The organism is Streptococcus oralis, from assembly GCF_024399415.1.
GTDB classification, from domain to species: Bacteria; Bacillota; Bacilli; order Lactobacillales; family Streptococcaceae; genus Streptococcus; species Streptococcus oralis_CS.
Map to the genome: position 1 here is coordinate 1,748,121 of NZ_CP029257.1, position 13,752 is coordinate 1,761,872.

Here is a 13,752-nt window from a genome sequence, read left to right on the forward strand (position 1 = left end):
ATCTTGGTTTAAATTGACATTAGGCAATATTTTTTCTATAATAAGCACTAACTACTGTGGATAGAAATCCATTCACTTGATGAAGGGAGAAAACTTTCAAATGAAACCAGAAGAACAAAGAGTTTTAGGAATCTTAGCAACCATTTTTGGAGCCATCGCACTTTTAGGGGCCTGGATTCCATTTATTAACTATCTATCATTTTTCATCGCCATTGTCGCATTTATCTTGGGGATTATCGGCCTTATCGTCAACCTCAAAAAACGAAAAACAATGGCCATTATCGGAACATCCCTTGCAGTTGCTTCTGTTGTACTTTTCTTTACGACCCAAGTACTGTACGCTAATGTCTACAAAGAGTTTGTCAGGGAGTTTAACCGTTCCTACAGCGAGGCAAGTGCCTCAATGGAGCGCGAAGAAGAAAGCGACTTGACAGATGATAGCGCCTATTCCATCCCAGAGGAGGAAGAAGACGATAACTTCTCCTGGACCCAGGAACAGTTCAACGCCTTAATCGAAGGTGACCTTGATAACAAAGGAAAAGGTGGTACCAACTACAAGGATATTATCAAAAAACACGGACTACCAGACTCCGAGTTTGACTCCACTATCGGAGGCTATGATACTAGAAAAATCACCTATATCTCTATTGGAGACAAGATTAAGACTGTTACCTTAACTTTTGCAAAAGATGACAATGGGCAACTCTTGCTCGTCCAAAAACATGCAGTCGGTCTAGGTCTAGAAAAAAGCAAGCAAAAAAACGATTCTGAAACCAGAGTCTAATTTCAAATATCAAAAAAACGAACAGCTAGTAAAACTGTTCGTTTTTCTATTAGAATCCATCGACGTTAGTATAGACCTTTTGTACGTCTTCATCGTCTTCAAGAACGCTGTAAAGTTTTTCAAAGGTTTCAAGGTCTTCGCCTGACAATTCCACTTCAGACTGAGGAATCATTTCCAATTCAGTCACTTGGAATTCTTCGATGCCAGACTCACGAAGGGCAACGATAGCCTTATGAAGGTCTGTTGGAGCTGTGTAAACCGTAATTGTCCCTTCTTCTGCTTCTACATCGTCCACATCCACATCTGCTTCGAGCAATTGCTCAAAGACTGCATCAGCATCCTCACCTGCAAATACGATCACACCCTTGTTATCAAAGAGGTATGAAACCGAACCTGAAGCACCCATGTTTCCGCCATTTTTACCAAAGGCAGCACGCACATTAGCTGCGGTACGGTTGACGTTTGAAGTCAAGGTATCCACAATCAACATAGAACCATTTGGTCCAAAACCTTCGTAACGTCCTTCTGTAAAGGTTTCGTCTGTGTTTCCTTTTGCTTTGTCAATCGCTTTATCGATAACGTGTTTTGGCACTTGGGCTTGTTTCGCACGGTCGATAACGAATTTCAAAGCAGTGTTTGATTCTGGGTCTGGATCCCCTTTTTTAGCTGCTACATAGATTTCTACACCAAATTTTGCATATACTTTAGAGTTAGCTCCATCTTTAGCCGTTTTCTTGGCTACGATATTGGCCCATTTACGTCCCATTAGGAATCTCCTTTTTTCACATTTTAATCTTTCTTATTATAACACAAGTTTTTTCGATTTTCACTAGAGGAAATGGATTTTATTCAGCAAATCCAGCTAGGATTGTCCTTTTGTTGCCAAGATTGCCTTGCCTTCTTTTATCAGGGGATGGCGGAAAAGTGAAAAGTACAGTTGGGTAGTCATGGCAACCCAGATAAGGGGTTCGCAAAGGATGACTCCCCTATAGCCTGCCCAAGGGATTATCAAAACCACAAAAACGATTTTCCCGATTAGTTCTATAAAGCTGGAAACTAGAGGAAGGACTTTCTGCCCCAAGCCCTGCAAGCAATTGCGATAAATCAGCAAGAGGCTCAAAATCGGATAAAAGACTGAACTGATTTGCAGGTAGAGGCTACCATTTTCTATCAAGTAGGTATCTGTTGAACTGGCCAAGAAAGAAATCAAGCTAGGACTGGCAAAAAAGAGGAAAATACAAATAAAACCTGCCCAGGACATGCTCAGGCGACTGCCAATTCGAAGACCTTGAACAATGCGGTCTGGTCGCTTGGCCCCAAGATTCTGAGAGGCAAAGGTCGTCATAGCAGAAGAAATAGCCGTCATCGGAAGCAGAGCAAAAGCCATAATGCGTCGCGCCGCTGTTTGAGCACTAATAATCACAGCTCCAAAAGTATTGACTGAAGACTGTAAAATCACACTACCAATGGACACAATCGAACTCATCAAACCCATAGCCAAACCTTGCTCCAAGAGATCCGCATACAAGGCCTTGTTCCATTTAAAATGATTGAGTTGAGGGAGCAGTTCTGGAACACTCTTGCGGATATAGTAAAAACAGAGAACCGCTGATAAGCCTTGAGAGATAATGGTAGCAAGTCCCGCAGATTGAACTCCCAGATGCAGTTGCGTAATAAAATACAAATCTAGAACCACATTAACCAAAGCAGAAAAAATCAGGAATCCAAGGGCTGCTAGACTGTCACCAATAGACCGCAACAAACCTGCAAAGAGGTTATAGGCAAAGCTGACACCGACACAGGTCACAATCATAGAAATATATTGATAGGATTGAGGAAGGATTTCTGCAGGGGTATCTAAATATTGCAAGAGTGGATACAGACCAACAAAGCCCATCAGCATGACCACAATGCTCAAAAGAACGCCTAAAATCCAGGTGGCTGCTACTGCTTCCTTGATTTTGGTGAAATTACGAGCCCCATAATAGCGGGCAATGACGATCCCCATGCCATTTCCAACACCAAGCGTAAAGCCTATAATCAAGTCAAAAATGGCAGTTGTCGCCCCTACTGCTGCCAAGGAATCTTGACCAAGAAAACGCCCAACAATCAAGACATCAGCTGTATTATAAAGCTGTTGGAAAATATTGGACAGCAAGATTGGAAAGGCAAAGCTTAACAGCGCAGGAAGAATAGGACCATGTATCAAGTCCACGGATCGTTTCTTATTCATAAAGCTATTATATCAGCTTTCTAAAGGAGCGACAAGGCTCTATCACTAAGTTTGCAATCAATTGCTTACAGAGAGACAATTTGCTATAATCAAGAAAAGGAGGTCATTTATGAGTTTGACCAGTCAATTAATTACCGATGTATTTCCTGATCTGGATAAGGTTGAAAAGCTAAACAAGGAAGCATTCCCTGAGGAAGAACGAGTTCCTCTGTCAGAGTTTTTACGCTATCAAGACCGAGAAGATGCTCACTTTTTTGCCTTTTATAACCAAGAAGAGTTTGTCGGCTTTGCTTTTGCCATCTCCAATCCAAAGGCCTTCTATATCAGTTTTTTTGCCATCATGCCCCACTTGAGAAGCCACGGATATGGAAAAGAAATCATCGAAAAGCTGACTGATTTTTACCAGCGAACCATGTTACTAGAAGTCGAGCGATTGGATGAAGAATGCGATAACTTGGAGCAAAGGAAGGCTAGAATGGATTTCTATCACCAAAATGGCTTTAAAACAGCCAACGCTTTTCTAGAGTACGATGGTTTGAGTTTTGAAATTCTCTACCGTGGCGACCATTTTGACGAAGAAGCCTATCGCGACATCTTCCAAAAGCTACAGAATGAACATTATTTTGACTTTCATATAGAGTATCGTCGTTTTAGTGACCATTAAACAGGACTTATCCTTCTGGTGAAAAACCTCTCTTTTTCGATAGAAGCTACATATAAAAACGCATGCAATCTACGATAACATGCATTTTTTATTTTCAACTGATCAGAATAAACTTTTATTCTCTATGGCTTAAGCTTCTGCATTGCCTTCTGGAAGAAGGAAGTAGAGAACAGCATAAACTAAGACTCCAGCACCACCAAGTAGGGTGAAGATGATCCAAAGTGCACGAACAAGTGTGTGGTCCATGTTAAAGTAGTCAGCGACACCAGCACAAACACCAGCAATCTTTTTGTCTTGTACATTACGAACAAGGCGTTTTTCCATTATAGTAGTCTCCTTTTTATAGAATGATTTAATTTTATCATCAAATTAAAAAAATTGCAACAGTTTTTTTAATTTTTTTGATTAAATACTCTTTTATTACGCTTTTGAAGCTTATGGAGACTTAATAATTAAACATAAAAAGCAGAGAAAGACTTCTCCGCTTTTATTTTTAATCTTCAATTTCGATTTCAAGTCCGTCGCCTAGGTCAAGCGTTACTTCTTGGTTGGGTGCTAGATCTTCCGAAACAGAGGTAGGAGTTGTCCCTTCTTCATCTTCAATCAAATCATATTGAACACGGACTTGGTGGTCAATGGCATCAAAGATTTCTGGGTGATCCGCCAAGTATTTCTTAGCATTTTCAGATCCTTGTCCGATTTTTTCACCCTTGTAAGAGTACCATGCTCCCGCTTTTTGGATGATATCGAGATCACTTGCAATCTTCAAGAGCTCACCAGTCTTAGAAATCCCTTCTCCATACATGATTTCAACAAAGGCTTCCTTAAATGGTGGAGCCACCTTGTTTTTCACGACCTTGATCTTGGTTTCCTTACCGACATTGGTATCTTTTTGGTCACCAGTTCCCTTGATTTGCGTGCTTCCACGAACATCCAAACGGACTGAAGCGTAGAATTTCAAAGCACGTCCACCAGGTGTTGTTTCTGGATTTCCAAACATTACTCCAACTTTTTCACGCAATTGGTTGATAAAGATAGCAATTGTTTTGGTTTTATTGATAGAAGCTCCTAGTTTACGCATGGCCTGGCTCATCATACGAGCTTGCAAACCAACGTGGCTGTCTCCAATATCCCCATCAATTTCTGCACGAGGTACAAGGGCCGCAACCGAGTCGATAACGACAAGGTCAACTGCACCTGAGTCAATCAATTTTCCAGCAATTTCAAGACCTTGCTCTCCTGAGTCTGGTTGTGACAAGAGCAATTCGTCAATGTTCACACCAAGGGCTGCAGCATAGGCTGGGTCAAGAGCATGTTCCGCATCGATAAAGGCTGCAATACCACCTTCTTTCTGTGCTTGCGCAACAGCATGAAGAGCAACCGTTGTCTTACCAGATGATTCTGGTCCATAGATTTCGATGATACGTCCTTTAGGATAACCACCTGAACCAAGGGCAATGTCAAGAGCCAATGAGCCTGAGCTCATCACTTGAACTTTTTGCTCCGCGCGCTCACCCAAGCGCATGATTGAGCCTTTACCAAAGTCTTTCTCAATCAATTTAAGAGCATCGTTCAATGCCTTTTCACGGTCTGCTCCAAATTTTTTCCCAATTTCATCTAATTTTTTTGTTGGTTTTTTCGCCATTTTGTTCTCCTATATTCTACTGGTCCTTAGACCTATCTTTCATTATACCAAAATTTAGTCACTTAATAAAGCCTTGCGAACTAGGTTAAAAGCATGCATGACCGCAATCTGTCGAACATCTGCTCGACTCCGTCCTGCGATATTAGCCTTGATCACCTCTATCCCTTTTTCATGTGCCAGTCCAATAAAAACTGTACCAGCCGGATGCCCCTCTAGGCTATCTGGCCCAGCTACACCTGTCAGACTGACTCCATAATCAGACTGAGTCTTGATCCGTGCCTGCTCTGCCATTTTTCGAGCCGTAAACTCTGAAACAACCCCGTGTTCTTTTAGTTCTTGCTCGAAAATATCCAACATCTTGGACTTTTCTTCTAGGCTGTAAGTGACAAAACCGCCATTAAAGATTGCTGAAACGCCCGAAAAGTCTGCTAATGTCGCTTGAAAGAGACCTGCCGTCAAGCTTTCTGCCGCAGTAATGCTTTTCTGTCTCTTCTTTAGCTCTTCTACAACGACACTTGCGAGGCTGGTTTCTTCCCCATATCCATAACAGATGTCTCGTAAAGAAATTCCCTCGAAAGTTTGGCGACTCAAGATTTGATTTTCTAGGATGTCCAGTGCTTGATCAGCCTTTTCTTGACTGACTGCTTTTGTAGACAAACGCAAGGTCACTTCTCCCGTCTTGGCATACGGCGCCAAAGTCGGATCGGTTTGATGGTCAATCAAATCCGCCAAAATGGTTACCAACTGACTCTCCCCAATTCCAAAGAAACGGAGCACTCGTGAGTACAGTTTGGTTCCTGTCATCAGCATGGGCAAGAGTTGATTTAAGACCATGGGTTTCAACTCACTTGGCGGTCCTGGAAGGACCACGTAGGTCACTCCATCCACTTCCGAAACCCCTCCTACTGCTAAACCTGTCTCATTTGGCAGTGGAGTCGCCCCTTCTACAATTTGGGCTTGGCGCTCATTATTCGGTGTCCGAGCATAGTCAGGTCTATGAGCAAAGAAAATATCCAGTTTCTCTTGTGCTTGAGGGTCAAACACTAGATCTTTTCCTAAAAATTTAGCCAGAGTTTGTTTGGTCAAATCATCCTCAGTTGGTCCCAAGCCCCCTGTCAAAATCACAAGATTACTACGTTGACTCGCAATCTCCAGCAAGGACAAAAGACGAGCTTCATTATCTCCAACAGCTGTTTGGAAGTAGACATCTACCCCGATTTCAGCTAGTTTCTCTGATAAAAACTGAGAATTGGTATTAACAATCTGCCCTGTTAAAATTTCTGTTCCAACAGCAATAATTTCTGCTTTCATGTTTCCTCCTACTTATCTATTCGAATTTTTTTGAAAAAATCGCAGGAAATTTCCCACGATTTGATTCTTTTCTTATTCTGCTTCTTCGTTTGAAGCGTTCGTACTGGTTGAAGGTGCTGTCCGACCAAAGGCTGTTTCGTACAGTACCGCATTGGTTTCCAATTCTGTCACTGGCTCTTTACCTAGTGAACGACGCAAGAGATTTTGCATCTCGAGCATATGTTCTGAAGTGACAATCTGATAAGAAATTCCCTGTAGCTCAGCATCTTCCCCACGCAATTGATGCGTTTCGATATTCTTGAAAGAATCTTGATAGCCGAGCAATTGTGGAATGCTCTTAGCTGACAAGTCCACATTGGTCTGCATGTTATCACTCAAAGCTTTGAGGATACCTTGATAATGACTCACACTGTTTAGGCTCAAAACCTTCTCAACGATCTTTTGAATGACTTCACGTTGACGTTTTTGACGACCATAGTCTCCCTCTGGGTCTTGGTAACGCATCCGTGAATACACCAAGGCTTCCTCCCCATTCAAAGTTTGTTCTCCAACACCGATGGAAATCTTATTAAACTCTTCTTGGTCAGCAATCGAAATCGGGAAACCGAGTGTATTGTTGACGGTGATCCCACCAACTGCATCCACCAATTGTTGAAGTCCCTGCATGTTAACCATCACATAGCGGTCAATATGGATATTCATCATCTTTTGAATAGTAGAAATTGCAAGTTCCGCACCACCATTAGCATAGGCCGCATTGAGTTTGGCTTCCTGAACTTGGCCATTTCCAGTCTCAATCTTGGTCAAAATATCCCGTTCCAAACTCATCATAGTGGTTTTCTTTGTTTTGGGATTAACAGTCAGGAGAATCATGGAATCACTATTTCCCGCCCACGGGTCTGTACGTTCCACGTTTCCCGTATCTACCCCCATCAAGAGGATGGTCAGTGGCTCCGTCGCTTCGATAACGTTGGTTTCTTCCCCGATTTTTTTGTAAGTCTTTTTACTTAGGGTTTCTGTTCCCTGTTGGTAGATGGTATAGCCATAAACCGCTACACCTAAAACTGTTACTGCTAGGAAACCTAGCACCATTCCAATTAATTTTTTAATCATCTTGTTATTCATTTATCAGCTTGCCCATAAGACAAACATCTAAAAATATCCCTTCTGCTAAATAGGCTCCTCTTTCTTGTAAGCCTTCTGTGATAAATCCCATTTTTGAATAGAGGTGGATAGCAGCCTCGTTTCGTTTTTGTACACTAAGTTGCAAACGGCGCAAGACACCACTGGCTTTAGCCCACTCGATGCCTTCTTCTAGAAGTATAGTTGCCAAGCCTTGGTTCCAAAATTTCTTGCGAACTGCTAGAAAAACATCACCGATATGTCGAACTCTTAAATGTTGGTCCGCTGTGATATTTAAAACTCCTGCAATCTCATCATTCAGTAAGGCGAGGAGAGTAATTTGATTCTCTGATGCAGCTTGTTTTTCGATAAAAAGAGCCATTTCAGAAACTGTCATCATGATACCATTTTCATCCAAGCTGGTAAAATCTGTCTCTTGACCAACACAATCTAAAAATGCAATTAAGGCTGTAGCATCTGAAATCTCTGCCTCACGAATACACAACTCATACTCCATCTTGAAGCTCCTTGATGAGTTGTTCAGCCCGTGAGCCATGAGCCGTAAAATGAAGAAAACGACCCTCAGCTTCTTTCAAAATTTCCAACTCCAAGTAAGAATCTGGTAAATCTTCACCCAAAAGATGCCCCCACTCAATAACAGTCACACCACCACCGAAGAGAAACTCATCCAAGTCAATAGAATCAGCATCACCTTCGATACGGTAGACATCCAAGTGGTAAAGTGGCAAACGCCCTTCGTACTCTCTGACAATGGTATAGGTTGGACTTTTAATCATTTGACGGATATCCAAGCCCTTAGCAAGGCCTTTTGTAAAGGTTGTTTTACCCGCTCCCAACTCTCCAGTCAAGATCAGAACATCGTCTTTTTGAAGCAAATGACCTAATCTTTCTCCGAGAGCTAGAAGCTCTTCTTCATTTTTTGTGTACATGCTACTATTATACCAAAAAGTTTTCTTTTATGTGAATTTTCTTTATGGACTTACTATAACAATTTTAAAAGATTCTCCTCCACTTAAAAGAATACAACTATTGAAAAAACAAACAGGATATCCCGAATCAGGTGTCCATAAAAGGAGATTTCCCTTTGAATACATTTTGGAAAAAGGAAACGTGCGCATAGAAAACCGACAATGATATAAAGGAAAATCGAGGAAATCACTAAGGGATTCCTCAAGAAAACCATCGTAGCTAGAACGGAAATGACGACTGTTTTCTTTTTATTTAGGCGATTTTCTATATCGCGAAAAATTTTATCAAAAGGTAAGAAAATCAATAGATCTACTCCTAGCAAGAAAAAGAAGGAGGGTAAAAAGAGGTCAACCAATTCCTGCTGCAATTTGCTAGTGGTTTGGATGCTTTCTGAGAGAACCAGACAGGTTGCCAGAAGATTGACTACTAAAAGGAGGCAATAAACAAGACTCACTTTCTTTTGAACATGTAAAATACTATGTCTAGACTGGTCTGCTGTATGGAAATAATTTATCCCAGCACAAAGAACAGAAATCCCTACTATCAAAATCAAAAAATAAGCATTGGTCTGTTTTAAAGATAAAAAGGTTTCTTTCCATAATAGACAACTACTAAAACTAATCTGGACGACTGCAATCAGTAACAATAGGCGAATTGATTTTACCATTTCTTTTCCCTCCCTATATGGGATTATACCTTGTGAGGAGTTTGAAATGATTGTTTCCGCCTCAAGTGTCCATTTTTTGTGCTCAACTGACCAAAAAACAGCTCTGTTGTGTACAGAACTGTTCTTTTACCAGTCTAATCCTTAAACCAGAGAGCAATTTCACGTTTTGCAGAAGCTTCCGAATCGGAGCCGTGAACTACATTTTGAATGGCTTGATTGTCTCCTGCAGCCTTGGCAAAATCTCCTCGGATAGTTCCTGGCAGAGCTTCTTCTGGACGAGTAGCCCCCATCATGGTCCGCCAAGTTTCAATCACTTTCGGACCTGATAGAATGCCCACCACTACTGGTCCTGAAGTCATAAACTGACGGATAGGAGGATAAAAACTTTTTTCAACCAAGTCTTGATAGTGTTGATCAATCAAAGCTTCTGAAACTGCTGAACGTAACTCTAATTTTTCGAGTTTGAAACCTCGTTGCTCCATTCTTTGCAGAATTTCGCCAACCAGCCCTCTTTTCACACCATCTGGCTTAATGATAAAGAATGTTTGTTCCATACGGACACCTCCTTGGCATTTTAGTTCTTCTATTCTACCATACTTTATGAAAAAGTGGGAAAATTTTCTGAAATAAAACAAAGAGAACCCAAAGGTTCTCTTGTTTGCTTTTATTCTACTGTTTCTTCAACTTGGATTTCCACAACTTCCTCTACAGGAGCAAGTTCTGCCTCTTCTTGTTCTGGAGCCAGATATTCTGCTTCATTGATAGCTTGTGGTTCAAGGTTACGGTAGCGAGCCATACCAGTACCAGCTGGGATGATCTTACCGATGATAACATTTTCCTTGAGTCCAAGGAGATGATCTTTCTTACCACGGATGGCCGCATCTGTAAGGACACGAGTTGTTTCCTGGAAGGAAGCCGCTGACAAGAAACTATTGGTTTCAAGTGAGGCTTTGGTGATTCCCATAAGAACTGGGCGACCAGTCGCTGGAACTCCACCTGCGATAAGAACATCCTTGTTAGCATCTGTAAAGTCGTTGATATCCATGAGGGTACCCATGAGAAGGTCGGTGTCACCTGGATCCATGACACGAACTTTACGGATCATTTGACGAACCATTACCTCGATGTGCTTGTCACCGATTTCTACCCCTTGGCTACGGTAAACTTTTTGTACTTCACCGAGAAGGTAGGTTTCAACTGACAAGACATCACGAACAGCAAGGAGACGTTTCGGTTGGATAGAACCTTCTGTCAATGCTGCACCGCGAGAGACTTGGTCTCCAACTTCGACACGCATACGTGCTGTAAATGGCACCACGTATTCACCTTCGCCAGTTTCACCCTTAACAAAGACTTTCTTAGTACGAGTTGATGCGTCTTCTTCGATGGCTGTAACCTCACCCTTGACTTCTGTGATAACCGCTTCCCCTTTCGGATTGCGGGCTTCAAAGATTTCTTGGACACGAGGAAGACCCTGAGTGATATCGGTATTTGAGGCAACCCCACCCGTGTGGAAGGTACGCATGGTAAGCTGTGTACCAGGTTCCCCGATAGATTGGGCAGCGATTGTACCAACTGCTTCACCAACTTCAACCGCATCACCAGTCGCCAAGTTGATACCGTAACAGTGACGGCAGACACCATGACGGGTGTTACATGTAAATACGGAACGGATAGTGACTTCTTCCACACCAGCATTGACAATTTCACGCGCCTTGTCTTCTGTAATCAACTCATTTGGACCAATGATAACTGCACCAGTTTCTGGGTGTTTAACAGTTTTCTTAGTATAACGACCATTGAGACGTTCTTCGAGAGACTCGATCATCTCTTTTCCTTCTGCGATAGAGCGGATCAAGAGACCACGGTCTGTTCCACAGTCGTCCTCACGGATGATAACGTCTTGGGCAACGTCAACCAAACGACGAGTCAAGTAACCTGAGTCGGCTGTCTTAAGGGCCGTATCGGTCATACCTTTACGGGCACCGTGAGTTGAGAAGAACATTTCGAGTACTGACAAACCTTCGCGGAAGTTTGAAAGGATTGGCAATTCCATGATACGTCCGTTCGGAGCGGCCATCAGACCACGCATACCGGCAAGCTGTGAGAAGTTTGAGATGTTACCACGGGCTCCAGAGTCCATCATCATAACGATTGGGTTCTTAGGATCTTGGTTGGCAACCAAACGTTTCTCTAATTTTTCACGGGCTGCACGCCATTCAGCTGTAACAGCGTTGTAGCGCTCGTCGTCTGTGATCATACCACGACGGAATTGTTTGGTGATTTGTTCTACACGTTTGTGTGATTCTTCGATGATTTCAGCCTTGTCTTCAACAACTGGGATATCGGCAATACCCACTGTCAAACCTGCAAGAGTTGAGTGGTGGTATCCGAGGTTCTTCATGCGGTCAAGTAGGGCAGAAGTTTCTGTCGTACGGAAACGTTTGAAGATTTCAGCGATGATATTCCCAAGATTTTTCTTCTTGAATGGAGGGTTGAGTTCAAGATTGCGAATAGCTTCCTTGATATCTCCACCTAGTGGCAAGAAGTATTTAGCTGGAACACCTTCTGTTAAGTTGGCATTTGTTGGTTCTTGCAAGTAAGGCAGACCCTCTGGCATGATGTCGTTGAAGAGGATTTTACCAACCGTTGTCAGCAAGACCTTGTGTTTTTGCTCTTCTGTCCATGGTTTGTTAAGGCTGTCTGTTGCAATACCAACACGTGAGTGGAGGTGAACATAACCATTACGGTAAGCCATAACCGCTTCGTCACGGTCTTTGAAGACCATTCCTTCCCCTTCACGACCAGCTTCTTCCATGGTCAAGTAGTAGTTACCCAAAACCATGTCCTGAGATGGAGTAACAACTGGTTTACCATCTTTCGGGTTCAAGATGTGCTCAGCAGCAAGCATAAGGATACGCGCTTCTGCTTGGGCTTCTTCTGAAAGCGGTACGTGGATGGCCATTTGGTCCCCGTCAAAGTCGGCATTGTAGGCTTCACAGACAAGCGGGTGCAAGCGAAGGGCCTTACCATCAATCAAGACTGGCTCGAAGGCTTGGATCCCCAAACGGTGAAGGGTCGGTGCGCGGTTCAAAAGTACTGGGTGTTCTTTGATTACTTCTTCAAGAATATCCCAGATACGTTCGTCTCCGCGTTCCACCAAGCGTTTAGCCGCTTTGACGTTCTGCACGATGTCACGAGCAACGATTTCACGCATGACGAATGGTTTAAAGAGCTCGATCGCCATTTCACGTGGCACCCCACATTGATACATCTTAAGCGTTGGACCAACGGCGATAACGGAACGTCCTGAGAAGTCAACACGTTTACCGAGCAAGTTTTGACGGAAGCGCCCTTGTTTCCCTTTAAGCATGTGGCTCAATGATTTCAGTGGACGGCTACCTGGTCCTGTGATTGGACGACCACGACGACCGTTGTCAATCAAAGCATCAACTGCTTCTTGAAGCATACGCTTCTCATTTTGAACGATGATACCTGGTGCATTCAACTCAAGCAAACGAGCCAAACGGTTGTTACGGTTGATAACACGGCGGTAAAGGTCGTTCAAGTCAGATGAGGCAAAACGGCCACCATCCAACTGCAACATTGGACGAAGATCTGGTGGAATAACCGGAAGGATGTTGAGAATCATCCATTCAGGTTTGTTACCAGACTTGTAAAAGGCATCCAAAACATCCAAACGACGGATAGCTTTGACACGTTTTTGTCCAGTAGCTGTTTTCAACTCTTCTTTGAGTTCAGCAATTTCTTTTTCAAGATCTACTTGTTTCAAAAGGTCTTGAATGGCTTCAGCACCCATTTTGGCAACGAATGAACCATAACCATACTCACGCAAGCGCTCACGGTATTCGCGCTCTGTCATGATAGACTTGTGCTCAAGCGGTGTATCCTTCGGATCAATTACCACGTAAGCCGCAAAGTAGATAACTTCCTCGAGGGCACGAGGGCTCATATCAAGGGTCAAGCCCATACGGCTTGGAATCCCCTTGAAATACCAGATGTGAGATACAGGAGCTTTCAACTCTATGTGCCCCATACGCTCACGACGAACTTTCGTACGCGTTACTTCAACCCCACAGCGGTCACAAACAATCCCTCTGTAACGAATGCGTTTGTACTTCCCACAAGCACATTCCCAGTCTTTTGTAGGACCGAAGATGACTTCGTCAAAGAGTCCTTCACGTTCTGGTTTCAACGTACGGTAATTGATTGTTTCAGGTTTTTTGACTTCTCCATAAGACCATGAACGGACTTTGCTTGGAGAAGCTAGGGTGATTTGCATACTTTTAAAACGATTTACATCAACCACTATTTC

At 42.9% G+C, this 13,752-nt stretch carries 13 protein-coding genes; 2 read left to right on the forward strand and 11 right to left on the reverse strand.

Features of this window, described 5'->3' with window-relative positions; genetic code table 11:
- Positions 1–79: 79 nt before the first annotated feature.
- Entirely contained in the window at positions 80–784 is a 705-nt protein-coding gene (locus DG474_RS08350) for a CD20-like domain-containing protein (RefSeq protein ID WP_255778070.1), read from the forward strand.
- A 49-nt stretch (positions 785–833) separates the two neighbouring features.
- Here the strand turns inward: DG474_RS08350 and DG474_RS08355 are convergent, their stop codons facing one another.
- Complete coding sequence (locus tag DG474_RS08355) at positions 834–1,550, reverse strand: YebC/PmpR family DNA-binding transcriptional regulator (protein ID WP_044021424.1); 717 nt, start codon at positions 1,548–1,550, stop codon at positions 834–836.
- 96 nt (positions 1,551–1,646) lie between these two features.
- The gene (locus DG474_RS08360; protein ID WP_255778071.1) at positions 1,647–3,017 is read right to left on the reverse strand and encodes an MATE family efflux transporter; all 1,371 of its coding nucleotides are present in this window, start codon (positions 3,015–3,017) and stop codon (positions 1,647–1,649) included.
- Positions 3,018–3,126: 109 nt separating this feature from the next.
- Between DG474_RS08360 and DG474_RS08365 the strand changes: the two genes are divergently transcribed.
- Positions 3,127–3,681 (forward strand): GNAT family N-acetyltransferase, encoded by a 555-nt coding sequence (locus DG474_RS08365; RefSeq protein WP_070656881.1) that lies wholly within the window; start codon positions 3,127–3,129, stop codon positions 3,679–3,681.
- 129 nt (positions 3,682–3,810) lie between these two features.
- Here the strand turns inward: DG474_RS08365 and DG474_RS08370 are convergent, their stop codons facing one another.
- The 9 genes from DG474_RS08370 to rpoC all read right to left on the reverse strand — a co-directional run bounded on the left by DG474_RS08370 (position 3,811) and on the right by rpoC (position 13,746).
- The gene (locus tag DG474_RS08370) at positions 3,811–4,005 is read right to left on the reverse strand and encodes a PspC domain-containing protein (RefSeq protein ID WP_255778072.1); all 195 of its coding nucleotides are present in this window, start codon (positions 4,003–4,005) and stop codon (positions 3,811–3,813) included.
- Between the two features lie 169 nt (positions 4,006–4,174).
- Positions 4,175–5,326 carry a recombinase RecA gene (gene recA / locus DG474_RS08375; protein ID WP_255778073.1) on the reverse strand — a complete coding sequence of 384 codons (1,152 nt, stop codon included), beginning with the start codon at positions 5,324–5,326 and terminating at the stop codon, positions 4,175–4,177.
- Between the two features lie 54 nt (positions 5,327–5,380).
- On the reverse strand, positions 5,381–6,637 hold the full coding sequence (locus DG474_RS08380) for a competence/damage-inducible protein A (RefSeq protein ID WP_255778074.1): 1,257 nt from the start codon (positions 6,635–6,637) through the stop codon (positions 5,381–5,383).
- A gap of 72 nt (positions 6,638–6,709) precedes the next feature.
- A complete protein-coding gene (gene lytR, locus DG474_RS08385) occupies positions 6,710–7,750 on the reverse strand; it encodes a glycopolymer--peptidoglycan transferase LytR (RefSeq protein WP_000592174.1) in 1,041 nt (346 codons plus the stop codon).
- Positions 7,751–7,754: 4 nt separating this feature from the next.
- Positions 7,755–8,276, reverse strand: a complete 522-nt coding sequence (locus DG474_RS08390) for a GNAT family N-acetyltransferase (protein WP_084883435.1) — start codon at positions 8,274–8,276, stop codon at positions 7,755–7,757.
- Entirely contained in the window at positions 8,266–8,709 is a 444-nt protein-coding gene (tsaE, locus tag DG474_RS08395) for a tRNA (adenosine(37)-N6)-threonylcarbamoyltransferase complex ATPase subunit type 1 TsaE (protein ID WP_255778075.1), read from the reverse strand. Before tsaE ends, DG474_RS08390 begins: the two co-directional genes overlap by 11 nt.
- An 83-nt stretch (positions 8,710–8,792) precedes the next feature.
- On the reverse strand, positions 8,793–9,416 hold the full coding sequence (locus tag DG474_RS08400; RefSeq protein WP_255778076.1) for a hypothetical protein: 624 nt from the start codon (positions 9,414–9,416) through the stop codon (positions 8,793–8,795).
- Positions 9,417–9,550: 134 nt separating this feature from the next.
- Positions 9,551–9,970: a nucleoside-diphosphate kinase gene (gene ndk, locus DG474_RS08405; protein ID WP_000438280.1), complete on the reverse strand. Its 420-nt coding sequence runs from the start codon at positions 9,968–9,970 to the stop codon at positions 9,551–9,553.
- A gap of 110 nt (positions 9,971–10,080) precedes the next feature.
- Positions 10,081–13,746 carry a DNA-directed RNA polymerase subunit beta' gene (rpoC, locus tag DG474_RS08410; RefSeq protein ID WP_255778079.1) on the reverse strand — a complete coding sequence of 1,222 codons (3,666 nt, stop codon included), beginning with the start codon at positions 13,744–13,746 and terminating at the stop codon, positions 10,081–10,083.
- Positions 13,747–13,752: the final 6 nt, after the last annotated feature.

Excerpts from the sequence above, each read along its gene's own strand:
- DG474_RS08380 (WP_255778074.1), bottom strand. The coding sequence starts at position 6,637 with ATGAAAGCAGAAATTATTGCTGTTGGAACAGAAATTTTAACAGGGCAG.
- DG474_RS08355 (WP_044021424.1), bottom strand. The coding sequence starts at position 1,550 with ATGGGACGTAAATGGGCCAATATCGTAGCCAAGAAAACGGCTAAAGAT.
- DG474_RS08390 (WP_084883435.1), bottom strand. The coding sequence starts at position 8,276 with ATGGAGTATGAGTTGTGTATTCGTGAGGCAGAGATTTCAGATGCTACA.
- DG474_RS08365 (WP_070656881.1), top strand. The coding sequence starts at position 3,127 with ATGAGTTTGACCAGTCAATTAATTACCGATGTATTTCCTGATCTGGAT.
- DG474_RS08360 (WP_255778071.1), bottom strand. The coding sequence starts at position 3,017 with ATGAATAAGAAACGATCCGTGGACTTGATACATGGTCCTATTCTTCCT.
- ndk (WP_000438280.1), bottom strand. The coding sequence starts at position 9,970 with ATGGAACAAACATTCTTTATCATTAAGCCAGATGGTGTGAAAAGAGGG.
- DG474_RS08370 (WP_255778072.1), bottom strand. The coding sequence starts at position 4,005 with ATGGAAAAACGCCTTGTTCGTAATGTACAAGACAAAAAGATTGCTGGT.
- recA (WP_255778073.1), bottom strand. The coding sequence starts at position 5,326 with ATGGCGAAAAAACCAACAAAAAAATTAGATGAAATTGGGAAAAAATTT.
- DG474_RS08400 (WP_255778076.1), bottom strand. The coding sequence starts at position 9,416 with ATGGTAAAATCAATTCGCCTATTGTTACTGATTGCAGTCGTCCAGATT.
- lytR (WP_000592174.1), bottom strand. The coding sequence starts at position 7,750 with ATGATTAAAAAATTAATTGGAATGGTGCTAGGTTTCCTAGCAGTAACA.
- tsaE (WP_255778075.1), bottom strand. The coding sequence starts at position 8,709 with ATGTACACAAAAAATGAAGAAGAGCTTCTAGCTCTCGGAGAAAGATTA.
- DG474_RS08350 (WP_255778070.1), top strand. The coding sequence starts at position 80 with ATGAAGGGAGAAAACTTTCAAATGAAACCAGAAGAACAAAGAGTTTTA.